Annotated in this window: 20 protein-coding genes, 2 tRNA genes and 1 pseudogene; 15 read left to right on the forward strand and 8 right to left on the reverse strand. The window is 69.0% G+C overall.

What is annotated here, in order from left to right:
- Positions 1 to 67 precede the first annotated feature (67 nt).
- The 3 genes from gyrA (at position 68) to J3486_RS36925 (ending at position 3,687) form a co-directional block, all read left to right on the forward strand.
- Positions 68 to 2,671 carry a DNA gyrase subunit A gene (gene gyrA, locus J3486_RS36915; RefSeq protein ID WP_374194816.1) on the forward strand — a complete coding sequence of 868 codons (2,604 nt, stop codon included), beginning with the start codon at positions 68 to 70 and terminating at the stop codon, positions 2,669 to 2,671.
- Between the two features lie 18 nt (positions 2,672 to 2,689).
- The gene (locus tag J3486_RS36920) at positions 2,690 to 3,415 is read left to right on the forward strand and encodes a DUF3566 domain-containing protein (RefSeq protein WP_207828181.1); all 726 of its coding nucleotides are present in this window, start codon (positions 2,690 to 2,692) and stop codon (positions 3,413 to 3,415) included.
- A 198-nt stretch (positions 3,416 to 3,613) separates the two neighbouring features.
- A tRNA-Ile gene (locus tag J3486_RS36925) sits at positions 3,614 to 3,687 on the forward strand.
- 540 nt (positions 3,688 to 4,227) lie between these two features.
- Here J3486_RS36925 and J3486_RS36930 read toward each other — a convergent pair.
- A complete protein-coding gene (locus J3486_RS36930; RefSeq protein ID WP_207828182.1) occupies positions 4,228 to 4,563 on the reverse strand; it encodes a DUF6344 domain-containing protein in 336 nt (111 codons plus the stop codon).
- 335 nt (positions 4,564 to 4,898) lie between these two features.
- Between J3486_RS36930 and J3486_RS44500 the strand changes: the two genes are divergently transcribed.
- Together J3486_RS44500 and J3486_RS36940 are read left to right on the forward strand one after the other, a co-directional pair.
- The gene (locus J3486_RS44500; protein ID WP_003999697.1) at positions 4,899 to 5,027 is read left to right on the forward strand and encodes a DLW-39 family protein; all 129 of its coding nucleotides are present in this window, start codon (positions 4,899 to 4,901) and stop codon (positions 5,025 to 5,027) included.
- Between the two features lie 215 nt (positions 5,028 to 5,242).
- The gene (locus J3486_RS36940) at positions 5,243 to 6,781 is read left to right on the forward strand and encodes a hypothetical protein (protein ID WP_207828183.1); all 1,539 of its coding nucleotides are present in this window, start codon (positions 5,243 to 5,245) and stop codon (positions 6,779 to 6,781) included.
- Between the two features lie 25 nt (positions 6,782 to 6,806).
- On the opposite strand, the gene J3486_RS36945 is transcribed toward J3486_RS36940, so the two are convergent.
- Together J3486_RS36945 and J3486_RS36950 are read right to left on the reverse strand one after the other, a co-directional pair.
- A complete protein-coding gene (locus J3486_RS36945) occupies positions 6,807 to 8,468 on the reverse strand; it encodes a serine/threonine-protein kinase (RefSeq protein ID WP_207828184.1) in 1,662 nt (553 codons plus the stop codon).
- 136 nt (positions 8,469 to 8,604) lie between these two features.
- Positions 8,605 to 9,153, reverse strand: coding sequence for a DNA-binding protein (locus tag J3486_RS36950; RefSeq protein ID WP_207828185.1), 549 nt, complete (start codon positions 9,151 to 9,153; stop codon positions 8,605 to 8,607).
- A gap of 183 nt (positions 9,154 to 9,336) precedes the next feature.
- Here J3486_RS36950 and J3486_RS36955 point away from each other — a divergent pair.
- A tRNA-Ala gene (locus J3486_RS36955) sits at positions 9,337 to 9,409 on the forward strand.
- Positions 9,410 to 9,558: 149 nt separating this feature from the next.
- Positions 9,559 to 9,954 (forward strand): annotated as a pseudogene (locus tag J3486_RS36960) (MFS transporter); the annotation flags it as partial.
- 140 nt (positions 9,955 to 10,094) lie between these two features.
- Here J3486_RS36960 and J3486_RS36965 read toward each other — a convergent pair.
- Positions 10,095 to 10,799 (reverse strand): DUF5324 family protein, encoded by a 705-nt coding sequence (locus tag J3486_RS36965; protein WP_207828211.1) that lies wholly within the window; start codon positions 10,797 to 10,799, stop codon positions 10,095 to 10,097.
- Between the two features lie 272 nt (positions 10,800 to 11,071).
- Between J3486_RS36965 and J3486_RS36970 the strand changes: the two genes are divergently transcribed.
- Positions 11,072 to 11,599, forward strand: a complete 528-nt coding sequence (locus J3486_RS36970; RefSeq protein ID WP_207828186.1) for a peptidylprolyl isomerase — start codon at positions 11,072 to 11,074, stop codon at positions 11,597 to 11,599.
- Positions 11,600 to 11,705: 106 nt separating this feature from the next.
- On the forward strand, positions 11,706 to 12,599 hold the full coding sequence (locus J3486_RS36975; RefSeq protein WP_207828187.1) for a rhomboid family intramembrane serine protease: 894 nt from the start codon (positions 11,706 to 11,708) through the stop codon (positions 12,597 to 12,599).
- A 277-nt stretch (positions 12,600 to 12,876) separates the two neighbouring features.
- Here the strand turns inward: J3486_RS36975 and crgA are convergent, their stop codons facing one another.
- On the reverse strand, positions 12,877 to 13,134 hold the full coding sequence (gene crgA / locus J3486_RS36980) for a cell division protein CrgA (RefSeq protein ID WP_111663030.1): 258 nt from the start codon (positions 13,132 to 13,134) through the stop codon (positions 12,877 to 12,879).
- 152 nt (positions 13,135 to 13,286) lie between these two features.
- On the opposite strand from crgA, the gene J3486_RS36985 reads away from it, so the two are divergent.
- The 6 genes from J3486_RS36985 (at position 13,287) to J3486_RS37010 (ending at position 17,709) form a co-directional block, all read left to right on the forward strand.
- Complete coding sequence (locus tag J3486_RS36985) at positions 13,287 to 14,066, forward strand: DUF881 domain-containing protein (protein WP_207828188.1); 780 nt, start codon at positions 13,287 to 13,289, stop codon at positions 14,064 to 14,066.
- A gap of 23 nt (positions 14,067 to 14,089) precedes the next feature.
- The gene (locus tag J3486_RS36990; protein ID WP_207828189.1) at positions 14,090 to 14,797 is read left to right on the forward strand and encodes a class E sortase; all 708 of its coding nucleotides are present in this window, start codon (positions 14,090 to 14,092) and stop codon (positions 14,795 to 14,797) included.
- A 39-nt stretch (positions 14,798 to 14,836) separates the two neighbouring features.
- Positions 14,837 to 14,998 (forward strand): hypothetical protein, encoded by a 162-nt coding sequence (locus J3486_RS36995; protein ID WP_207828190.1) that lies wholly within the window; start codon positions 14,837 to 14,839, stop codon positions 14,996 to 14,998.
- Entirely contained in the window at positions 14,995 to 15,633 is a 639-nt protein-coding gene (locus J3486_RS37000) for an aminodeoxychorismate/anthranilate synthase component II (protein WP_207828191.1), read from the forward strand. The genes J3486_RS36995 and J3486_RS37000 overlap by 4 nt, the downstream gene beginning before the upstream one ends.
- On the forward strand, positions 15,630 to 16,892 hold the full coding sequence (locus tag J3486_RS37005) for a class E sortase (RefSeq protein ID WP_374194814.1): 1,263 nt from the start codon (positions 15,630 to 15,632) through the stop codon (positions 16,890 to 16,892). Before J3486_RS37000 ends, J3486_RS37005 begins: the two co-directional genes overlap by 4 nt.
- A 61-nt stretch (positions 16,893 to 16,953) precedes the next feature.
- On the forward strand, positions 16,954 to 17,709 hold the full coding sequence (locus J3486_RS37010) for a class E sortase (protein ID WP_207828192.1): 756 nt from the start codon (positions 16,954 to 16,956) through the stop codon (positions 17,707 to 17,709).
- A 105-nt stretch (positions 17,710 to 17,814) separates the two neighbouring features.
- Here J3486_RS37010 and pknB read toward each other — a convergent pair whose 3' ends face one another.
- The 3 genes from pknB to J3486_RS37025 form a co-directional block, all read right to left on the reverse strand.
- Complete coding sequence (pknB, locus tag J3486_RS37015; RefSeq protein ID WP_207828193.1) at positions 17,815 to 19,806, reverse strand: Stk1 family PASTA domain-containing Ser/Thr kinase; 1,992 nt, start codon at positions 19,804 to 19,806, stop codon at positions 17,815 to 17,817.
- A 194-nt stretch (positions 19,807 to 20,000) separates the two neighbouring features.
- A complete protein-coding gene (locus J3486_RS37020; RefSeq protein WP_207828194.1) occupies positions 20,001 to 21,461 on the reverse strand; it encodes a penicillin-binding protein 2 in 1,461 nt (486 codons plus the stop codon).
- The gene (locus tag J3486_RS37025; RefSeq protein ID WP_207828195.1) at positions 21,458 to 22,897 is read right to left on the reverse strand and encodes an FtsW/RodA/SpoVE family cell cycle protein; all 1,440 of its coding nucleotides are present in this window, start codon (positions 22,895 to 22,897) and stop codon (positions 21,458 to 21,460) included. The genes J3486_RS37020 and J3486_RS37025 overlap by 4 nt, the downstream gene beginning before the upstream one ends.
- Between the last annotated feature and the right edge of the window lie 24 nt (positions 22,898 to 22,921).

Below are 22,921 nucleotides of genomic sequence, written 5' to 3' on the forward strand. Positions count from 1 at the left end.
CGGTCTCAGCTGACCGCCGCAGAAAGGATCTTCACCAGCAATGGCCGACGAGACACCCAACTCTTCCATGGGCCCGAGCACCTCTGATTCCGAAGAGGGCGCCATCCAGATGCGCATCGAGCCCGTCGGGCTCGAGACGGAGATGCAGCGTTCGTACCTGGACTACGCGATGTCCGTCATCGTGTCGCGTGCGCTGCCCGACGTGAGGGACGGTCTCAAGCCCGTCCACCGCCGCGTCCTGTACGCCATGTACGACGGCGGCTACCGGCCCGAGAAGGGCTTCTACAAGTGCGCCCGTGTCGTCGGTGACGTCATGGGTAACTACCACCCGCACGGCGACTCCTCGATCTACGACGCCCTGGTACGCCTCGCCCAGCCGTGGTCGATGCGCATGCCGCTGGTGGACTCCAACGGAAACTTCGGCTCTCCGGGCAACGACCCGGCGGCCGCCATGCGCTACACCGAGTGCAAGATGGCGCCGCTGTCCATGGAGATGGTCCGGGACATCGACGAGGAGACCGTCGACTTCACGGACAACTACGACGGCCGCTCCCAGGAGCCGACCGTCCTGCCGGCCCGCTTCCCGAACCTGCTGATCAACGGTTCGGCCGGTATCGCGGTCGGCATGGCGACCAACATCCCGCCGCACAACCTGCGCGAGGTCGCGGCCGGCGCCCAGTGGTTCCTGGAGAACCCGGAGGCCTCGCACGAGGAGCTCCTCGACGCGCTCATCGAGCGCATCAAGGGCCCCGATTTCCCGACGGGCGCCCTTGTAGTGGGCCGTAAGGGCATCGAGGAGGCGTACCGCACCGGTCGCGGCTCCATCACGATGCGCGGGGTCGTCGCGGTCGAGGAGATCCAGAACCGCCAGTGCCTGGTGGTCACGGAGCTTCCCTACCAGGTGAATCCCGACAACCTGGCGCAGAAGATCGCCGACCTCGTGAAGGACGGCAAGGTCGGCGGCATCGCGGACGTCCGCGACGAGACCTCGTCCCGGACCGGCCAGCGCCTGGTCATCGTGCTCAAGCGCGACGCCGTCGCCAAGGTCGTGCTGAACAACCTCTACAAGCACACCGACCTGCAGACGAACTTCGGCGCCAACATGCTGGCGCTCGTCGACGGCGTGCCGCGCACCCTCTCGCTGGACGCGTTCATCCGCCACTGGGTGACGCACCAGATCGAGGTCATCGTCCGCCGGACGAAGTTCCGCCTGCGCAAGGCCGAGGAGCGCGCCCACATCCTGCGCGGCCTCCTGAAGGCCCTGGACGCCATCGACGAGGTCATCGCCCTCATCCGGCGCAGTGAGACCGTCGAGATCGCGCGAGAGGGCCTCATGGGCCTTCTGGCCATCGACGAGATCCAGGCCAATGCCATCCTCGAGATGCAGCTGCGCCGACTCGCCGCCCTGGAGCGCCAGAAGATCGTCGCCGAGCACGACGAACTCCAGGCGAAGATCAACGAGTACAACGAGATCCTGGCTTCGCCGGTTCGTCAGCGCGCCATCATCAGCGAGGAGCTCGCCGCGATCGTCGAGAAGTTCGGCGAGGACCGGCGCTCCAAGCTGGTGCCCTTCGACGGTGACATGTCCATCGAGGACCTCATCGCCGAAGAGGACATCGTCGTCACCATCACACGCGGTGGCTACGTCAAGCGCACCAAGACGGACGACTACCGCTCGCAGAAGCGCGGCGGCAAGGGCGTGCGCGGCGCGAAGCTCAAGGAAGACGACATCGTCGACCACTTCTTCGTGTCCACGACGCACCACTGGCTGCTGTTCTTCACCAACAAGGGCCGCGTCTACCGCGCCAAGGCGTACGAGCTTCCGGACGCCGGACGCGACGCGCGCGGGCAGCACGTCGCGAACCTGCTGGCTTTCCAGCCGGACGAGGCGATCGCCGAGATCCTCGCGATCCGCGACTACGACGCCGCGCCGTACCTGGTGCTCGCCACCAAGGCCGGCCTGGTGAAGAAGACGCCTCTGAAGGACTACGACTCGCCGCGTTCCGGCGGTGTCATCGCCATCAATCTCCGCGAAGCGGCGGACGGTTCGGACGACGAGCTGATCGGCGCCGAGCTGGTCTCCGCCGAGGACGACCTGCTGCTCATCAGCAAGAAGGCGCAGTCCATCCGGTTCACCGCGACGGACGACGCACTGCGCCCGATGGGCCGCGCCACCTCGGGCGTGAAGGGCATGAGTTTCCGCGAGGGCGACGAGCTGCTCTCGATGAATGTCGTCCGGCCCGGTACTTTCGTGTTCACCGCAACCGACGGTGGGTACGCAAAGCGCACCGCCGTCGACGAGTACCGCGTCCAGGGCCGCGGCGGCCTCGGTATCAAGGCCGCCAAGATCGTGGAGGACCGTGGCTCGCTCGTTGGCGCGCTGGTGGTCGAGGAGACCGACGAGATCCTCGCCATCACACTGTCCGGCGGTGTGATTCGTACGCGAGTCAACGAGGTCAGGGAGACGGGCCGTGACACCATGGGCGTCCAACTGATCAACCTGGGCAAGCGCGATGCCGTCGTCGGTATCGCACGTAACGCCGAGGCCGGCCGCGAGGCCGAGGAAGTCGACGGCGACGCCGAGCAGGTGGATGGCGCCGTGAGCGACGAATCGGCCCAGAGCGAGACGGTCGACGGTACGGACGAGGGCGGACAGTCCTCGGCCGAGTAGCGCGAGGAGAGAGTCATCGTGAGCGGAGCCACGGGCGCAGGCTCTACCGGGACATCCACCGGTACGGAAACCGAGAGCGGCCGTGGCTCCGCTCACGACGTCCATGACGGACGTGACGTCAAAGGCTCGGCCGACTCGCACGAGTCTCATGGATCCCAGGGGGGAACTGTGACGGACACCCGAGGTCCGCAGACCCAGCAGCAGTACGCGGCCGGCGGCTCGGCCCTGCCAGGGGAGAGGCAGCAGCCGCAGCAGTCGGCTCAGCCCTATCACCCGCCGCAGGCGTACCAGAACGCACCGGCCGGGGCACCGACGGCCGGGGCACCGACGGGCGCGGTCCGCAGGCCGCGCACCGGGGCGCGCACGACCCCGCGCACCCGCAAGGCCCGCCTGCGGGTGGCCAAGGCGGACCCGTGGTCGGTGATGAAGGTCAGCTTCCTGCTCTCCATCGCGCTCGGCATCTGCACGATCATCGCGGCCGCCGTGCTGTGGATGGTCATGGACGCCATGGGTGTCTTCTCGACGGTCGGCGGCACCATCTCCGAGGCCACGGGCTCGAACGAGTCCAACGGCTTCGATCTGCAGTCGTTCCTGTCGCTGCCGCGCGTGCTGATGTTCACGACCGTCATCGCGGTCATCGACGTCGTCCTGGCGACGGCGCTCGCGACGCTCGGCGCGTTCATCTACAACCTCTCCGCGGGCTTCGTCGGCGGCATCGAGCTGACGCTCGCCGAGGACGAGTGACCTTCTCGTAGGTCTCTCGTAGGTCTCTCGCGGGTCCCTCGGGGGTCTCTCACTGGGGCCCCGGGGCCCTCTCGGAGGCCTCTCGGAGGTCTGAAAGACCCGCTGGTGGGCGGGCCGGGACTATCGATTTTGGGACTGGCCCCCCAGTGCGCTAATCTTCAGGAGTCAGCGCGCGGGACACACACCGCAGAGCGCGGCGGGGCTATAGCTCAGTTGGTTAGAGCGCATCCCTGATAAGGATGAGGCCACAGGTTCAAATCCTGTTAGCCCCACATCATGAGGACCCTCAAGCGGAAACGCTTGGGGGTCTTCTGCTGTTCGCCCGTAGTCTTCGAGCACGCCGAAAGGGCCCTCTCAGCCGGATGTGCTGGCTGGGGCCTCGGTGCTGGCGGTGCTGTTCTCGGGTGTCGTCTTCGGTTGTCGCTCGACCGCTCGACCGCTGGAGTGCGCGGCCGCAGCAGCATTCTGCTGCTGGGGTGCTCGGCTGCTCTGCCGCTCGCCCATGGCCGGTTGCGGTTGCCGGTTGTCCGGTTCGCGGGCGGCTTCAGGCTTCAGGCTTCAGCCCATGGCTCTCATGGGCGGCATGGGATGCCGCCGGCCACGGTGCTGCGCACTGCTTGTCCTGTGTAGGGCATTTCCTGCGTACTGCTTGTTCTGCATCGCGCTTGTCCTGCGCACTGCATGTCTTGCGTACTGCATGTCCTGCGTGGTGCCGTTCTTGCCGTTCTTGCCGGTGGTGCTGTTCCTGCTCTTGTGCCCGCTTCTCAGAGCGGCGTTCGGCTCCGCGTGGGGGGCCGTGGGCGCGGGTCGGGCTACAGCTGCCCCGCGAGTGCTTCGTTCGCCAGATCCGTCTCGTTCTCGTCCTGCTCGGAGTCGGCCGGCGGGCGGTGGCGGCAGCTGGGGGAGGAACCGTGGGCCTCGGCGCGGATGCGCTGCTTCATCGTCGGTGGCAGGGACCTCTTGAAGGCCCAGTAGGGACGGATCGAGGCGACGTCGGGGGCTTCGGCCGCGGTGGCCCGGTGCGCCTCCTCCGTCTGCGGAACGGGCGTGGCCGCAGCGGCCGGGGAGACGAGACCGAGCGCCGAGAAGAGCGCGATGAAGGCAGAGATGACGATGGTCCACAGCGTCATGACCTTGTTCTTGGTCATGGCCCCTCACTTTCAGGTTGGGCGATTTGCGTACTTTCCTCATGATGTGTACGCAGCGCTGTATGTGCGGGACCCACGCTCGCGGCGCGTCGATCTTCAGATGAACACCACTCGGATGGCCCCAAGAAGGGGCAAGGACTGCCATGAATGCTGAAAAGCGGCGTATCTCACAGTCCGGGAATCAGTGAGGCCGAGACGCTGGAGCCGCGCCCTCCATTTCTACTGCTGTACGGCGGGCGGGAGTTGAGGTCGATCCAGGTCACCGATCGGTATCGGTCGGTGTGTATAGTCGGGCGCCAGAGGTCCCCTACGTCAAGGAAAGACGAGGTCGCGCGGTGAAGAAGCTTCTCCTGGTCGCACTGGCCGCCATCGGCGGGCTCCTCGTGTACCGCCAGATCCAGGCGGATCGCGCCGAGCAGGATCTGTGGACGGAGGCGACTGACTCCGTGCCCACGGGTTCGTGAGTATCGACAACAGTCTTTTCGCAGAGCCCCGGTCGCAGTAGCGGCCGGGGCTCTGTGCTGTCCGGGGCCCTCCGGGTGCGCTGTCGCGCGTCCTGTGCTCGGCTCCGAGCGGGCGGGTTCGCGTGTCCGGGGACGTTCCTTGCGGCGGCAAATGCGTGGCGCGATTACGGCGCACGGCGGACAGTGCGCCGCCCGGGGCGGCAGGATGACGGTCCATGAGGGGACTCATGAGGCGGCTGATGGAGGGGCGACGCGGCCGAGCCGGGGCGGCGGTCGCCGCCGCAGTGGTGCTGTGCGGGGTTCCGGCGCTGTCCGGGGCCGCTGCGGTGGCGGACACCGGGACGACGGCGACGGCGGGTGCCGGGGCGACGGACCCGTATGTCTTCGCCGAGGGCGCGCAGGACGTAAGAGGTGCGCAGAACAGCGCCGACGCACCGCGGCTCAAGACCGGGGAGACCTATCGGAGTTCGCTGGGATCGGGGCCGAGCGCGGCCGCGTACTACCGCGTGGAGCTGGACGGTGCCGCGAACGCGTACGTCTCCGTGGTCGTGGTGCCGCCGCTCGGGTCCGGTGTGAAGGCGGCCTACTCGGACGGGGTCACCCTCACCCTTCAGGACGACAAGGGCGACCGGTGCGACGCGCAGCGGGCGACGTTCAGGGCCGGGACGTTTCCGCGGCCGGTCGCGGCCGTCGCCGAGCGGCTGGTGCGCCCCGGGGGTCTGCGGTGCCAGGCGGCGGGGACGTATTACGTGGCCGTGGAGCGCAAGGCCGAGGCCGACTCCACGAACGCGGCCTGGGACCTCGAACTGCGGGTGGCCACCGAGCCCGGCCTCGTCACCCCGGAACCCACCGCGGGACCCCGGACCTGGCCGTCGGCGTCGGTGCAGCCGCCGTCGGGGAACGGTGCGCAGCGCAGTGGCGGGACCGGCTTCAACGATGCGCGGGCCCTGTCGTCGGGGGTGTGGAAGGACCGCATCGCCCCAGGCCAGAGCCACTTCTTCCGGGTGCCCGTGAACTGGGGGCAGCAGCTGTCCGTCGACACCGCGCTGGGCAGTGCGACGGGGGATGCCTCGCGCGGGGCGACCGTGGCCGCGGCGCTCGACACGGAGCTCTACAACCCGGCGCGGGCGTCGGTCGCGGCGAAGGACGTCCTGTACTCGGGGGATCCGACCTCGACGACGTTCGATCCGCTGCCGCCCGTGGCCTACGAGAACCGTTATCTGCTGCGGGACGACCAGACGGCGATGCGGTTCGCCGGCTGGTACTACCTCAAGGTCTCCCTCAATCCGGCGATGGCCCGGAAGTTCGGGGCCGGGGCGTCGGCCGTGACGGTGCGGGTGACGGTCGACGGGGAGGTCACGCAGCCCCCGGACTACGTGCGGGACGCGGGGGAGTTCCAGGTGACCGGGGCGGATCTGAAGGCCGCCGAGCGCGGTGACGGCGGGGCCGTGTGGGCGGGCACCGAGGCCGCCGGGAGCGGTGATTCTGCTGGTGAGGGCGGCGGGGCTTCGGCCGGGTCCGGTTCCGGGGCGGGATCTGGCTCTGGGGCCGGTGGGGGGTCCGGCTCGTCCTCGGGTTCCGGTTCGGGGTCGGCGCCCGCCGATGCGGCCTCCGCTTCCTCTACGTCGTCGGGGAGCGCGGCGATGACGGTGCTGGGCGTGGCGGGGATCGGGACGGGGACCGCGTTGCTGCTGATGCTTGGGGTGTGGCGGGTGGTCGCGGTGCGGCGATTGCGGGTGCGGGTGCGCGGGTGACCTCGGGGGCCTGGGGCGCTGGGGATCAGGATTGAGCCAGGGCCCAGATGCCCACGGTGAAGCAGATCAGGGCGAGGAGCAGGACCGGGACCGTCACCCTCACGGGTGGTCCCGGTCGCCGCTCGGGAACCTCTCGGTCGCGCTGTGCGTACAGAGAGTGACGATCCCGGTCGGGAGGGATCACGGTCGTCACGGCGTGCGCGGGCTGCGGGGAGAGCGAGAGGTCATGGGGGGACGCGAGCGGGGTTCTGGGTGTGGGCGTGGGTGTGGGTGTGGGTGTGGGTGTGGGTGTGGGTGTGGACTTGGGCGCGGACGAGATGGTGTCGGTGGGCTGGACCGGCGGCATCGGGGGCACCGCCGGTGGGGGCGGCTGTGCTTCGAGGGCGGCCGGTGGCGGGAGATGGAAGCTGCCCGTCTCCGACATGGAGACGGGGACCTCGTGGGGCGGCTGCGGTGGGTGACCGGCTTCCGGCGAGGAGGAGGTGGACCTGGGGACCGGCGCGGGCGTGGGCGTGGAAGCGGGAGCGGGAGCGGAGGCGGGGGCGGAGGCGGGGGCGACGGGAGGCTGCGCCGGTGGTGGGGGCGGTGGCGGAGTGACCGGTTCCGCCGGAGCGGCGGCAGGAGCAGAGGCGGGAGCAGGAGCGGGAGCGGGATCGGGGTCGGGCTCGGGGGCGCCGAAGGGGGCAGCGGCGGGAGCAGGAGGTGGTACCGGCTGGGGCGGCCGGGCCGGCGGGCGCTCGGGGACCACGGTGGACTGCGTGTGTGTGGGCTTGGGGGCGTGCAGTGGGCGGGCCCTGCGGCCGCGGGTGGCCGGGCCCTCGGGGCTGAACCCCGGCGGGAGCGGACCGAGTTGGTCGAAGACCTCGATCAGTTCGTCGTCGGGGCCGGGCTCCGGCAGGAGCTCCGCGGCGGCGAGCAGAGCCTTGCGGGCGCCGGTCGCGGTGCGGAAGCGGGCCTCGGGATCGGGCTGGAGCAGCCCGGCGAGGACGCTCCACAGCGGTCCGGGGATGCCCTGCGGCGGCCCGGGAGTGCCGTGCTCGGCGAAGTGCTCGATCAGGGCCTTGCTGTCCGGCTTGGCGCCTTCGAGGAGATAGAGCGCGACCAGGCCCGCGGCGAACAGGTCGGCGGGGAAGTCGGGTTCGGCGCCGAGTGCCTGCTCGGGGGCGATGTAACCGGGTGTGCCCACCACATAGTTGGCCTCGGTCAGCCGGGGCTCGCCCTTGCGCATCGCGATGCCGAAGTCGGACAGGCGCAGGTGCGGCAGGCCGGTGCCGGTGGCTTCCAGCAGGATGTTGGCGGGCTTGATGTCACGGTGCACCACGCCTTCCGCGTGGACCGCGGTGAGCCCGGACAGCAGTTGGTCGAGCAGCAGGCAGACGAACTGCGGAGGCAAGGGGCCGTAGTCGCCGATCAGATGGCCCAGCGAGCCGCCCGCGACGAGATCCATGGTGAACAGGACCTTGTCGTCGTCCGCGGCCCAGCTCGCCGGGGCCAGCACGTGCGGATGGTCGATGCGCAGTGCCTGCTCGCGCACGAAGCGCAGCAGGGTGTGGGCGTCGCTCTGCTGGAGGACCTTGGCCGCGACATAGCGGCGGCGGCGGTGGTCCCAGGCGCGCCAGACGGCGCCCACTCCCCCGCGGCCGATGGGGTCGGCCAGTTCGTACCGGCCGGCGAAGACCTCACCCATGGTCGTGCGTCGCTCCCCTCCCGGGCCCCGCCGCGCGGGGCTCTCCGGACGTCGCGCAAGGTCCCCCGGTCCGGCCCGTGACCACCACCGCGGGGGTGGCGGTCACGGCACCGGCTGCCGTGCCGTTTGCCAGGGGTCAGCTCTGGTGCGCCTGGTAGTGGGCCACCGCGTCGGAGGTGCGTCCCGCGCCGTACACCCGGAGGAACTCTGCCAGTTCCGGGTGGGTGGGGGCGAGGGAGTCCGCGGCCTCGATGATGTCGCCCGCGGCGGAGACGGAGCGCAGCAGCGACTGGATCTCACGCACCACGCGCTTGACCGTCGGCGCACCCGAACCGGACGCGGTCTGGCCGGTGTTGGTGAGCACCGAGCCGCCCTGCGACTTCTTGATCTCGTCCATGCGCTCGGTGGCCTCGGCCGCGCTGACGCTGCCGTCGGCGACCTGCCCCGCCAGTTCCTGCAGCAGTTGGACGCGCTGCACCACAGCGGGGTTGCCGATCTTGGCGCGCTGGCCGCTCATCAGCTGGGACAGCATGGGCGCGGACAGGCCGAGCACTCCCGCGAGGCGGGCCTGGTTGAGGCCGAGGTCCTCGATCAGCCGACGGAAGAGCGCCCCCAGCGGCTCCCCGTACCAGCTGCGCTGGAGCTCCCGGGCTCTTGCGGTAGCTTCCTGCTGTGCGGCGTCCATTGCGTCTCCCCATCGCTTCCCCAAGTACGGTGCTTCGCTGCCGCGAAGCACGTGGGGCATCTTACGGAGAGTGGTCGTTCACCGGGACCCCCAATCCTTTTGCGGGATCCCGGGGGTGACCCGGTACTCTGGTCTGCGGTGCTCACCCGGAGCGTGAATCCTTCGGTGGGACGCATCGTTTTCGGGGCCTTAGCTCAGTTGGTAGAGCGCTGTCTTTGCATGGCAGATGTCAGGGGTTCGACTCCCCTAGGCTCCACCGAAGAGAACCCCCTGACCTGCGGAAACGCGGTCAGGGGGTTCTTTGTCGTGTCGGGGCGCGCACAGCGGCGCCCGCGCCGCGGGTCAGGCCCGCGGGGTGCAGGGTCGTCTCGGCGGGAATGGCGGCGGTGACCGATGTGGCGGGGCCGGCGCACCGTGCTGACCGCCGGGGCGGCGAGCACCGTGGCGGGCTTGGCCGCGCTGGTCACCGCCGTGCATCTGTCGTCGGTCCCGGTGCTGCTCGCCGCCGCGCTGCCGGCGGGCGCGGGCCAGGGCGCGGACCAGGTCATGGGCCGGCTCGGCGGCCTGTCGCTGCTGAACGCCGCCGTGCCGCCGCAGCGCCTGGCGGAGGCCAACGCCGCGCTCAACGTGGGCGGTTACCTGCTCGCGGGCGTCCTGCCCGTCTCCGCGGGCTGTCTGAGCGGCGCGGTGGGCCTGAGCGGCGGCACCACGGTCTTCGGAGCCCTACTGACGGTCCTCGTGCTCACCGGCGGACTGCTGGTGCGTGCCACCCGGCGCGAGGTGACCGACCCGGCGGCCTGACCGCGGCCGCGGACCCCGCACAAAGGCGGGCGCCCCCGAGGGGGCGCCCGCCTGAACCGCGTACCGGAGACCGGACCGCGGTAGTGCCTGCCGCTACTTGTCAGCACTTGTCAGCACTTGTCAGTGCTTGTGAGTGCTGGTCAGTGCTTGTCTTTGGAGCCCGTCTCGGCCTCCGCCTCGGCCTGCTTGGCCTGTACCTCGGGGTCGAGGATGTCCTGGCCGCCACCGTCGACCGAGGTCAGCGGGGCGGTGTGGGGCACCTCGGTGGCGGCCGGCGGCTCGACGAGCCAGTCCGGGTTGGCCTGCTTGTCCCACCACTTCCACGCGACGAACGCCCCGCCGGCCACCACGCCGATGAGGGCGAGACCCTTGGCGATGCGTCCGGCGCGGGCCCGGCGGTCCCGCTTGCGGGCGAGCTTCTTGATCTGCTCGGGCGAGACCTGTCCGCGCAGCGCGGCCAGGGCCGCGGCGCTGCGGGCCGCCGCCTCGTCGCGCACCGGACCGGCCGCGGCCACGGCGTGCTCGATGCGCGGCTTCGAGTACTCGGCGGCCGAGCGGGCCGCCTGGCGGGTGCGGGCCGCCGCCTCGTGCGCGGCGGTGTCGATCTTCGGCGGCACATGGCTGCGGGCCTGCTCCAGGCGCGGCGCCAGATGCGCGTCGTACTGGACGCGCGCCTGCTGGGCGGCCTGCGAGACCTTGGGGCCGAGCACGACTCGGGCGTCGTGCGCGTACTGCGCGGCCTTGTCCTTGGCCGTCCCTGCGTAGGGCGCCACCACTTCCGCGGCGTGCAGCACGCTGTCCTTCGCCGAGCCGGTCGCGGCGCGCACGCTGTCGATGCGGGTCACGTGGTCCTCCTCCTCGGTGGCGTACAGGTATTTCACCTTTCCACCCTTTTACGGATCATGCCTGCTGAGAGCGTCATGCGGTGGTAAGGATTCGGTAGGCCTCAATAGGGTGCTAACAGGTGGTTAGGGGCTTGGCGACGACAATGCCACGGATCGTGCCGCGGCGCGCCTCTTCGGTTCCGAGTAGACCGGTTTTCGGTGACTGAAACCCCTGAGCGGCCGCGGGACCGTGCGAGGATCGGGAGAGCACAGAAGACAACGGAAGGCAGATCGTGGCCGAGCAGCTGTACGCCACCCTCAAGACCAACCAGGGCGACATCGAGGTCAGGCTTCTGCCGAACCACGCGCCCAAGACGGTCAAGAACTTCGTGGAGCTCGCCAAGGGCGAGCGTGAGTGGACCAACCCGGAGACCGGTGAGAAGTCCACGGCCCCGCTCTACGACGGCACGGTCTTCCACCGGGTGATCAGCGGCTTCATGATCCAGGGCGGCGACCCGCTGGGCAACGGCACGGGCGGCCCCGGCTACCAGTTCGCCGACGAGTTCCACCCCGACCTGGCCTTCACCAAGCCGTACCTGCTGGCCATGGCGAACGCGGGCCCGGGCACCAACGGCTCGCAGTTCTTCATCACCGTCGCGCCGACCGCCTGGCTGACCCGCAAGCACACCATCTTCGGCGAGGTGGTCGGCGAGGCGAGCCAGAAGGTCGTCGACACCATCGCCACGGCGCAGACCAACCCGCGCACCGACCGCCCGGTCAACGACGTGGTTATCGAGTCCGTCGTGGTCGAGACCCGATAGGTATCCGCCCAGGGAACCAATGCGCCCCGCTCGTCCGTAAGGATGGGCGGGGCGGTGCGTTGCCACGCGGCGCTTCATCCACGCTCACACCAAGGGGACGACCGTCATGGAACAGGCGCCCGGCAGCCCGCAGGAACCGCAGGACGCCCAGGGCCTGCCCGGCTGCTACCGGCATCCGGACCGACCGACCGGCATCCGCTGCACCCGCTGCGAGCGGCCCATCTGCCCGGAGTGCATGGTCAGCGCCTCGGTCGGGTTCCAGTGCCCGGAGTGCGTGCGGGGCGGTTCCGGTACGGGGCACTCCGCCGCGGCGACGCAGCCTCGGACGATCGCCGGGGGCACGATCGCCTCGGACCCGCGGCTTGTTACCAAGGTGCTGATCGGGATCAACGTGGCGGTGTTCGTCGCGGGGTACGTGAGCAGCACACTCCTCGACCATCTGGTGCTGGTCGGTGTCTGGCCACCGGCCCCCTACGCCCCCGTGGACGGGGTGGCGACGGGTGAGTGGTACCGCCTGGTGACCTCGATGTTCGCCCATCAAGAGGTGTGGCACATCGCCTTCAACATGCTCAGCCTGTGGTGGATCGGTGCCCCGCTCGAGGTGGCCCTCGGTCGGGTTCGCTACATCGCTCTGTACGTCGTCTCAGGTCTGGCCGGTGGAGCGCTGACCTATCTGCTCTCGTCCCCGAGCGAGGCATCTCTGGGTGCCTCCGGCGCGATCTTCGGCCTGTTCGGCGCGACGGCGGTCCTGATGCGCCGCCTCAACTACGACATGCGGCCGGTGATCGCCCTCCTGGTGATCAACCTGATCTTCACCTTCACGTGGGGCAACATCGCCTGGCAGGCCCACATCGGCGGCCTGATCGCCGGTGTCGTCGTCGGCTACGCGATGGTCCACGCCCCGCGCGAGCGCCGCGCGCTGGTGCAGTGGGGGACCTGTGCGGTGGTCCTGCTCGCTGTGATCGTCACCGTCGTCGTCAGGACCGCGCAGCTCACCTGAGCACAGTTATCCACCGTTGTGGCCTCCGGTTGTCCACAGTCGGTGCCGGATCTTGTGCACCTCGTGCGGAACGACGTCGCCCCTCGCCTCTGACCTGGGCTTTTCCCGGGAGAGGCAAGGGGCGAACGTGTGCTCGATGGCTGCCGGATTAGTCACACCGGCGTCAACAGCCTGAGGGTTATCCACAGATCGTAGAGTTATCCCCACTGTGGACAAGGGTTGTGGATAACTCAGTGGATAGCTTGGGGCAGAGCTGGCGCACGGCCCGGGTCATGCGCTATTTCCACTGTGTGGAGACGCCGAAGCCGGCGGCGATGAAGCCGAAGCCCACCACGATGTTCCAGTTGCCGAACGCCTCGATGGGCAGCTGGGTGTCCGAGACGTAGAAGACGACGATCCAGGCGAGCCCGATCAGGAACAGCGCGAGCATCACCGGAGCCACCCAACCGCGGTTGGTCAGCTTGATGTTGGCTGCCTGCTTGGACGCCGGCGGCGGCGTGTAGTCGGCCTTCTTGCGGATACGTGACTTCGGCACGAGGGTCTCTCCTGTCGATGCGCTGCGTGGCCGCGCAGGGAACGTGGGCTGGCTCCGGGCAGCGTACAAGCGGAACTTCAAGGGACTCTGAGCGCTCCCCCGGGCGTCCGTTAGCGTAGTGCTTCCGCGGCGTCGAAGGAGATAAGGGTACGTTGAGCAATTCTGCCGACCCCCGAAAAGGTCCCGACAAAGGGTCCGCCCGCGGCCGCTTCCGGCCTGTGCGGCTGCTCACCGTGGGTGTTTTCGCCCTTGCCGGGCTCATCTTCTTCACCAGTTTCAATACGGCCAAGGGCACCAATATCCGCACGGATGCCTCTTTGCTGAAGCTGTCCGACCTGATTCAGGAGCGCAGCAAGAAGAACAAGGAACTGGAAGAGGGCAACAGCGGGGTCCGCGGGGACGTCGAGCGGCTCGCGGAGCGCGACGACGGCTCCACCAAGGCCCAGGACAAGAAGCTCGACGGCCTGGAGGAGGCGTCCGGCACCCAGAAGCTCAAGGGCGAGGCGATCTCCGTCACGCTCGACGACGCCCCGCCGAACGCCACCGCCAAGCTCCCCGGCTACCCCGACCCGCAACCCAACGACCTGGTCATCCACCAGCAGGACCTCCAGGCCGTGGTGAACGCCCTGTGGCACGGCGGCGCCAAGGGCATCAAGGTCATGGACCAGCGCCTCATCTCCACGTCCGCGGTCCGCTGCGTCGGCAACACCCTGATCCTCCAGGGCCGCGTCTACTCGCCCCCCTACACGATCACGGCGGTCGGCGACCCGGAGAAGCTGAAGAACGCCGTCGCGGCCTCGCCCCAGATCCAGAACTACATGCTCTACGTCAACGCGTACGGCCTCGGTTGGAAAGTGGAGGACGACGGGACGGTGACTCTTCCCGGCTACTCGGGCACAGTGGATCTCCACTACGCGAAGCCCGTGGAGTAGCTGCCCCTGGGGGACCAGTGTCGGTGCGAGTCGTCGTCCGGACGTTCAGCGAGCTGTGCATCACCGTCGGTGCCGTGATCGTGCTGTTCGTCGTGTATGTGCTGTTCTGGACCGGTGTGAAGGCCGACAGCGCCATGAACCACCAGATCGACGACCTCCAGAACCAGTGGGCGAAGAGACCGGTGGCGAGCGCCCGGCCCTCCCCGGCGGACCAGAAGGCGGGCCGCAAGCAGACGTCACCGCCGAAGCCGGCCGCGTACAAGGACGGAAAACCCTTCGCCGTGATGTACATCCCGCGGCTCGGTTTCACGTGGAACAAGCCCGTCCTGGAGAACACGGACGTCGGCACCCTGAAGAAGGGGCTCGGCCACTACTCCGGCACCGCTCAGCTCGGGCAGAAGGGGAACTTCGCGGTGGCCGGGCACCGGCGCACCTACGGCGACCCCTTCAAGGACTTCCCGCAGCTGCGCCCCGGCGACGACGTGGTGCTCACCGACGGGACCACCTGGTTCACGTACGTCATCGACACCAGGCCCTACAAGACGCTGCCCAGCGACGTCGCCGTCATCGACCCCGTGCCGCGCAAGTCCGGGTACACGGAGCCGGGCCGCTATCTGACGCTCACGACGTGCGAACCGGAGTGGGGCCACAGCCACCGGCTGATCGTGTGGGGGCACCTTGATTCCACTCAGCCTGTGGAGGCAGGGAAACCGGAGGCGTTGCGCCGTTAGTCTGGTGCCGTAGCAGACGGTGTGGAGGGAGCGACCGGCATGTACGGCTGGATCTGGCGGCATCTGCCGGGGAACGCTTGGGTGAGGGCACTGATCTCGGTCGTGCTGGTTCTGGCGGTCGTCTATGTGCTGTTCCAGTACATCTTCCCGTGGGCCGAACCCCTGCTGCCCTTCAACGACGTAACGGTGGACGGCCAGTGAGCGCGCGCATTCTCGTTGTCGACAACTACGACAGCTTCGTCTTCAACCTCGTCCAGTACCTGTACCAGCTGGGTGCCGAGTGCGAGGTGGTGCGCAACGACGAGGTGACGACCTCGCACGCACAGGACGGCTTCGACGGTGTCCTGCTGAGCCCCGGCCCCGGCGCCCCCGAACAGGCCGGGGTCTGCATCGACATGGTGCGCCACTGCGCCGCGACCGGCGTGCCCGTCTTCGGCGTCTGCCTCGGCATGCAGTCGATGCAGGTGGCGTACGGCGGTGTGGTGGACCGGGCGCCGGAGCTGCTGCACGGCAAGACGTCGCTGGTGCGGCACGAGGGCAAGGGCGTCTTCGCGGGCCTGCCCGACCCGTTCACCGCGACGCGCTACCACTCGCTGGCCGCCGAGCCCGGCACCGTCCCGGCCGAGCTCGAGGTCACGGCCCGCACCGAGGACGGCATCATCATGGGGCTGCGCCACCGTGAACTGCCCGTCGAGGGCGTCCAGTTCCACCCCGAGTCGGTGCTCACCGAGCACGGCCACCTGATGCTCGCCAACTGGCTCGTCGAGTGCGGGGACACGGGCGCGGTCGCCAGATCGGCCGGTCTCGCGCCGGTCGTGGGCAGGGCATCGGCGTGACCGCGCTGCGCCCCGAGCGTGAGGGTGGCGGGGATCTGGGGGATCGGGGGGAGCTGGCGGACGCCGTGCGGCGTCTCGAAGATCCCCTCGGCGACCCGTTGCCGGGGCAGGCGGGGCAGGCGGGGCAGGCGGGGCAGCATCCCTCGCCGTGGTTCAGAGCGGCGCAGGAAGCCCCTCAGCCCGATCCTGGGCGGCCCGAGCCGGAGCCCGAGTGGTACGACCCCGAGGGGTACGCGCAGGACTGGTACGGAGCCGCACAGCAGCCCGCGCCGGAACCGCAGCCCGCGACGTACGTCCCCGACGTCGAGCCTGTGCGGGACGTGCAGCCCGTGCGGGACGTACAGCCTGTGCGGGACGACGAGACGGTCGCGCTGCGCACCGCGGACACCCGTCGAATAGCCGAACGGGACCCGGAACCCCGGACGCCCGTCGCGACCGGCGGCCGGGCCGCACGCAGGAAGGCCGCCAAGCGGGGCGGCGGACGGCACGCGGGAGAGCCCGCGGAGGCCGCCACACGGCAGCCCGACCAGAGCGACGCCAGGCCGTTGAGCCGGGTCGAGGCGCGCCGCGCCGCCAAGGCGGCCAAGCCGGGCGCCGGCGTGATCGCGAGCCGGGTGATCGGCGAATTCTTCATCACCCTCGGCGTCGTCATGCTGCTGTTCGTCACCTACCAGCTCTGGTGGTCGAACATACGGGCCCACAATCTGGCGGGGAACGCCCGGCACAGCCTCGAGGACGACTGGGCGAGCGGCAAGCGCAAGCCGGGCACCTTCGAACCGGGCCAGGGCTTCGCGATCCTGTACATCCCCAGGCTGGACGTCGTCGTGCCGATCGCCGAGGGCATCAGCAAGACGAAGGTCCTCGACAAGGGCATGGTCGGGCACTACGGCAAGGACAGCATTCCGACCGCGATGCCGGACGCGAAGACGGGGAACTTCGCGCTCGCCGGGCACCGCAACACCCATGGCGAGCCGTTCCGTTACATCAACCGCCTGGAGCCGGGCGATCCGATCGTCGTCGAGACGCAGGACACGTACTACGTGTACAAGATGTCGAGCAGGCTCGATCAGACGTCCCCGTCGAACACCTCGGTGATCAATCCGGTCCCTGCGGGTTCCGGATTCACCAAACCGGGGCGTTACATCACCCTGACGACGTGCACGCCGGAATTCACCAGTACGTATCGAATGATCGTCTGGGGCAAGATGGTCGAGGAGCGCCCGCGCAGCAAGGGCAAGCCGGACGCGCTCGTCGAATAGCGAGTCGATCAACGCGCAGACGACCACCGGCAGTACGGGCACAGGGACGGGGCAACAAGCAGTGGCAGCGACGACCACCGACCACGACGAGGACGCGGCCGAGCCGGCGCCACCGCAGCGGACGAAGGGCCCCTCGCGCGGCCGCGGACGTATCGCGACGGCCGTCAGCGTCTTCGGCGAACTCCTCATCACGGCGGGCCTGATCCTCGGCCTGTTCGTCGTCTACTCGCTGTGGTGGACGAACGTCGTCGCCGACCGGGCCGCGCACAAGCAGGGCGACACGGTCCGCCGGCACTGGGCCGATCAGGACACCGGGCCGGGCGCCCTGGACACCAAGGACGGCATCGGCTTCCTGCACGTACCGGCGATGAAGAACGGCGAGGTGCTGGTCAAGAAGGGCACCTCGACGGACGTCCTCAACGACGGTGTGGCCGGCTACTACACGGACCCCGTGAAGGCGACGCTGCCGACCACCGACAAGAACGGCAACTTCTCGCTGGCCGCCCACCGGGACGGCCACGGCGCCAAGTTCCACAACATCGACAAGATCAAGAAGGGCGACCCGATCGTCTTCGAGACGAAGGACGACTGGTACGTCTACAAGGTCTACGACATCCTCCCGGAGACCTCGAAGTTCAACGTCGACGTCATCGACCAGGTCCCGAAGGAGTCCGGCGTCAAGAAGGCCGGCAAGTACATCACGCTGACCACCTGCACCCCCGTCTACACCTCGCGCTACCGGTACGTGGTGTGGGGCGAGCTGGAGCGGGTCGAGAAGGTCGACAGCAAGCGCACCCAGCCGAAGGAACTCGGCTAGCCCCTCCGGCCGTCGCCGTCCTTCTCGTCGTCGTGCAGCAGAAGGCCCCGTCCACTCCAGGAGAGTGGACGGGGCCTTCCGTTGGTGTCGGGCGGGTGGTGCGGGTCAGCCTTCGGTGCCGCCGAAGATGCCGCCGCCGTTGCCGCCGTTGTTGCCGCCCTGGTTGTTCCCGCCGATCGTGGTCAGCGTGATCGTGGTGTTCGCCGGGTCGGCCTGGGTGCCCGGGGCCGGGTCCATGTTGGTCACGATGGCGTTGTCGCCGCCGTCACTGCCGTCGGCGATCGCGATGTTCTTGAAGCCGGCGTCCTGAAGGATCTTCTTGGCGTCCTTCACCGTCTTGGTGCGCACCTCGGGCACCGCGGTCTGCGCGGCGGCCTTGGCGACGGTGAGGGTGACCGTGGAGCCGGGGTCGGCCTGGCTGCTGGCCGCGAGGCTCTGCTTGAACACCATGCCGGCGGTGACCGAGGCGTTCTCCTCCTCGGTGCAGGTGCCCTTCAGGTTGCTCTCTGCGAGCTTGGCCTTGGCCTGGTCACAGCTGAGGTTCTGACCGGACGAGACGTCGGGGACCTGGACGGTCTCCTTCTGCTTGGCGACGGTCAGGGTGATCTTCGTGCCCGCCTCGACCTTCGAGCCGCCCGTCGGGTCCTGCGAGAGGACGACGCCCGGGGTGCGGTCGGACTCCACCGCCTTCTTGTCGACGTTGTCGAAGCCCTTGTCGTTCAGCTCCGCGACGGCGTCGTCGTACGAGGCGCCCTTCACGTCGGGGACGGAGACCTTCGGGGCACCGGTCGACATCCGAACGGTGATCGTCCCGTTCTTGGCGATCGTGCCGTCGGCTGGGTCCTGCTCGCAGACGGTCTTCGCCGGCTCGTTCTTGCAGGCCATGGCGGAGCCCTTGACGACCTTCAGGTCGACGTTGGCCGCCTTCTCCTTCGCGGAGTCGAACGTCTCGCCCACCAGGTTCGGCACCGAGACCTTGTCATCCCCTGAACCGCCACTGAACGCCCACTTGCCGATCAGGATCGCGCCGACGAGGACGAGGACGCCCGCGAGCACGAGCAGGATCGTCGACGTGCGGTTCTTGCCCTGGCGGCGGCGGTCGGGCCGGTCGTCGTAGCCGTAGCCACCGTCGTCCGGGTTGACCGGGGGCAGCATCGACGTGGGGGCCGCGCCGTTCTGCTGGCCCAGCATCATCGTCTGCTGGTCGTTCGGGTTGCCGTAGCCGACCGCGCCCATCGCGGCGGTCGCCGCGACCGGCTGCCCGTCGAGGCAGGCCTCGATGTCGGCGCGCATCTCGTCGGCCGACTGGTAGCGGTAGTCGGGGTCCTTCGTCAGCGCCTTGAGGACGATGGCGTCCATCTCCGGCGTGATCTCGGGGTCGAAGACGCTGGGCGGCTGCGCCTCCTCGCGTACGTGCTGGTACGCGACGGCGACCGGGGAGTCCCCGACGAACGGCGGACGGACCGTCAGCAGCTCGTACAGCAGACAGCCCGTCGAGTACAGGTCGGAGCGGGCGTCGACCTGCTCGCCCTTGGCCTGCTCGGGAGACAGGTACTGCGCGGTACCGATGACGGCCGCGGTCTGCGTCATCGTCATGCCGGAGTCGCCCATCGCGCGGGCGATGCCGAAGTCCATGACCTTCACCTGGCCGGTGCGGGTCAGCATGACGTTGGCCGGCTTGATGTCGCGGTGCACGATGCCCGCGCGGTGCGAGTACTCCAGTGCCTGGAGGATGCCGACGGTCATCTCCATGGCACGCTCCGGCAGCAGCTTGCGGCCGGAGTGCAGCAGCTCGCGGAGCGTGGAACCGTCGACGTACTCCATCACGATGTACGGGATGGAGACCTGATCGACGTAGTCCTCGCCCGTGTCGTAGACCGCCACGATCGCGGGATGGTTGAGCGAGGCGGCCGACTGGGCCTCCCGGCGGAACCGGGCCTGGAACGACGGGTCGCGCGCGAGGTCCACCCGCAGCGTCTTCACCGCCACGGTGCGGCCGAGCCGGGTGTCATGGGCGAGATAGACCTCCGCCATGCCACCACGGCCGAGCACCTGGCCCAGCTCGTACCGGCCGCCGAGGCGACGCGGCTCTTCCATGGTTACCTACCAGCCCTCTCCGTCGGTCCCGACCGTCCCGTGCGGGCTCTGCCGGTGTGCTGTCCGGGCATACCGTACCCGGATTGCCCAGCGTGACCTGGCCGCCACCGAGACCCGTGACAGGACCGGTACCGCCACGTGCGTCTATGTGAAGAACGGGTGACCGGGCTCACAGAACCCGGTGAACTCCCGTCTCACTTGCTGTTGATGACCGCCTGCATCACGCTCTTCGCGATCGGCGCGGCCAGACCGCCACCCGAGATGTCGTCACGGCTGGCGGCGCCGTCCTCGACGACGACGGCCACGGCGACCGGCGTACCGGACGTCGTCTTCGCGTAGGACACGAACCAGGCGTACGGCTTCTCGCTGTTGTCGACACCGTGCTGGGCGGTACCGGTCTTGCCGCCGACGGTCACGCCCGGGATCTGGGCGCTGGTGCCCGTACCGGTCTTGACGACCGTCTCCATCATCGACTGCAGCGCCTGCGCGTTCTTCTCCGACAGCGGCTGGCTCAGCTCCTTGGGCTCCGTCTTCTCGATGGTGTCGAGGTTCGGGGCCTGCAACTGGTCCACCATGTACGGCTGCATCAGCTTGCCGTCGTTGGCGATCGCCGAGGCGACCATCGCCATCTGCAGCGGGGTCGCCGCGGTGTCGTACTGGCCGATGGAGGAGAGCGCCACCTGCGAGTCGTTCATCTTGTCGTCGAACCTCGACGCGTTGGCGCGGACCGGGACGAACTGCTCCTTGTTGAAGCCGAACTTCTCGGCCTCGCCGAGCATCGTCTTGAGGCCCATGTCCTGGCCGAGCTTGCCGAACACCGAGTTGCAGGAGACCCGCAGCGCCTCACGCAGCGGGACGTTCTCGCACCGGATGCTGCCCTCGTTCTTCAGCTCGGTCGTCGTGCCCTTCATGATGAACGGCACCGGCGAGTCGGTCTTCGCGTCCGGGTCGGAGACCTTGCCGCTCTCCAGCGCCGCCGCGGCCGTGACCAGCTTGAACGTGGAGCCCGGCGGGTACGTCTCGCGCAGCGCGCGGTTCAGGAGCGGCTTGTCCTTGTCCTTGTCGAGCTGGGAGAACGTCTCGCCGTCCTTGGTGGAGTTCCCCGCGAACGACGACGGGTCGTACGACGGCGTCGACGCCAGCGCGAGGATCTTGCCGGTGGACGGCTCGATGGCGGCGACGGCACCCTTGCCGCGGTTCTTCAGACCGTCGTACGCGGCCTTCTGCGCGGCCGTGTTGAGGGTGGTGACGACGTTGCCGCCCTCCTTCTTCTTGCCCGTGATCATGTCGAGCGTGTTGCGGAAGAAGAGCCGGTCGTCGTTGCCGGTGAGGATGCCGTCGTCGATGGACTCCAGCTGGCTGGCGCCGACGACCTGAGAGGCGTACCCGGTGACGGGCGACCACATGGGCCCGTCCTTCCAGGTCCGCTTGTACTTCAGGTCGGTGCCGCTGGTCGCCTTCGAGCCGGTGATCGACTTGCCGTCGACGATGATGTCGCCGCGCGGCGTCGAGTAACGCTCGATGGCGACACGGCGGTTGTTGTCGTCCGAGGCGAGGCTGTCGGCCTTGACGTACTGGAGCCAGTTGTCGCGGATCAGGAGAGTGAGGACCAGCAGTCCGCAGAAGATCGCGATACGGCGCAGGGGCTTGTTCACGGTCGGACCACCTGGGTCATCTCGGCGTCGGGACTGGGCGTCGGGGTGGGCGCGGGCCGGCGCGCGGTGTCGCTGATCCGGATCAGGATGCCGATCAGCGCCCAGTTCGCGATGACCGAAGAACCGCCGTACGCGAGGAACGGCATCGTCATACCGGTCAGCGGGATGAGACCCATGACACCGCCGGCGACGACGAACACCTGCAGCGCGAACGCGCCGGACAGGCCGACGGCGAGCAGCTTGCCGAACGGGTCACGGGCGGCCAGCGCGGTGCGCACACCGCGCTCCACGATCAGCGCGTAGATCAGCAGCAGCGCCATCAGACCGGCCAGGCCCAGCTCCTCGCCGAACGTGGCGAGGATGAAGTCGGAGTTCGCGGCGAACCGGATCAGGTCCGAGTGGCCCTGGCCCAGGCCGGTGCCCAGCGTGCCGCCGGAACCGAACGCCCACAGCGCCTGCATGGCCTGCTCGGAGTGCCCGGCGACGCCCTGCCGGCTGAGCAGGTACTCCTTCATCGGGTCGAGCCAGGCGTCCACACGCTGCTGGATGTGCGGCTCGAAGCTGGCCACACCCACGGCGCCGACCGCGGACATCATCAGACCGAAGACGATCCAGCTGGTCCGCTCGGTGGCGACGTACAGCATGATGACGAACATTCCGAAGAACAGCAGCGACGTACCGAGGTCGGTCTCGAAGACCAGGATGAGGATCGAGATCGCCCACACCACGATGATCGGACCGAGGTCACGGCCGCGCGGCAGGTACAGGCCCATGAAGCGGCGCGAGGCCAGCGCCAGCGCGTCCCGCTTCACCATCAGATAGCCGGCGAAGAAGACGGCCAGAGCGATCTTCGCGAACTCACCGGGCTGGATGGAGAAGCCGCCGATGTGGATCCAGATCTTGGCGCCGTAGATGTTCACGCCGAGGCCCGGGACCAGCGGCAGCAGCAGCAGGACGAGCGCGCCGAGCATCGAGATGTACGTGTAGCGCTGCAGGACACGGTGGTCCTTGAGGAACATCAGCACCACGATGAAGAGCGCGATGCCGATCGCCGTGTACATCAGCTGCTTGGGCGCGGCACTGCCCGCCTGCCCGATCGACTGCAGCAGCTTCGACTGGTCGAGCCGCCAGATGACGACCAGACCGAGCCCGTTGAGGAGCGTGGCGAGCGGCAGCAGCAGCGGGTCCGCGTACGCCGCGAATTTCCGTACGACGAGGTGGGCGACGCCGGCGAGCAGGCCGAGGCCGAGCCCGTACCCGAGCAGCCCGGCCGGCAGCGAGCCGTCGAGCGCGAGGCCCACATTGGCGTACGCGAAGACGGGGATGACGACCGCGAACACCAGCAGGGCCAGCTCGGTGTTGCGCCGGCTGGGTGCTCCGATCGCTCCGATGGTCGACGTATGGGTCGTGGAACTACTACTGAGAGAACTGCTCATGGCGTGCTGAGGCCCCCAACGGCT

The sequence above is a fragment of the Streptomyces sp. VRA16 Mangrove soil genome (genome assembly GCF_017377775.1).
GTDB lineage: Bacteria > Actinomycetota > Actinomycetes > Streptomycetales > Streptomycetaceae > Streptomyces.

What these genes read in the sequence shown, in the direction of transcription:
- J3486_RS37025 (WP_207828195.1), bottom strand. Translation starts at nt 22,897, where the DNA reads ATGAGCAGTTCTCTCAGTAGTAGTTCCACGACCCATACGTCGACCATC.
- J3486_RS36940 (WP_207828183.1), top strand. Translation starts at nt 5,243, where the DNA reads ATGAGGGGACTCATGAGGCGGCTGATGGAGGGGCGACGCGGCCGAGCC.
- pknB (WP_207828193.1), bottom strand. Translation starts at nt 19,806, where the DNA reads ATGGAAGAGCCGCGTCGCCTCGGCGGCCGGTACGAGCTGGGCCAGGTG.
- J3486_RS36945 (WP_207828184.1), bottom strand. Translation starts at nt 8,468, where the DNA reads ATGGGTGAGGTCTTCGCCGGCCGGTACGAACTGGCCGACCCCATCGGC.
- J3486_RS36975 (WP_207828187.1), top strand. Translation starts at nt 11,706, where the DNA reads ATGGAACAGGCGCCCGGCAGCCCGCAGGAACCGCAGGACGCCCAGGGC.
- J3486_RS36950 (WP_207828185.1), bottom strand. Translation starts at nt 9,153, where the DNA reads ATGGACGCCGCACAGCAGGAAGCTACCGCAAGAGCCCGGGAGCTCCAG.
- gyrA (WP_374194816.1), top strand. Translation starts at nt 68, where the DNA reads ATGGGCCCGAGCACCTCTGATTCCGAAGAGGGCGCCATCCAGATGCGC.
- J3486_RS36995 (WP_207828190.1), top strand. Translation starts at nt 14,837, where the DNA reads ATGTACGGCTGGATCTGGCGGCATCTGCCGGGGAACGCTTGGGTGAGG.
- J3486_RS36930 (WP_207828182.1), bottom strand. Translation starts at nt 4,563, where the DNA reads ATGACCAAGAACAAGGTCATGACGCTGTGGACCATCGTCATCTCTGCC.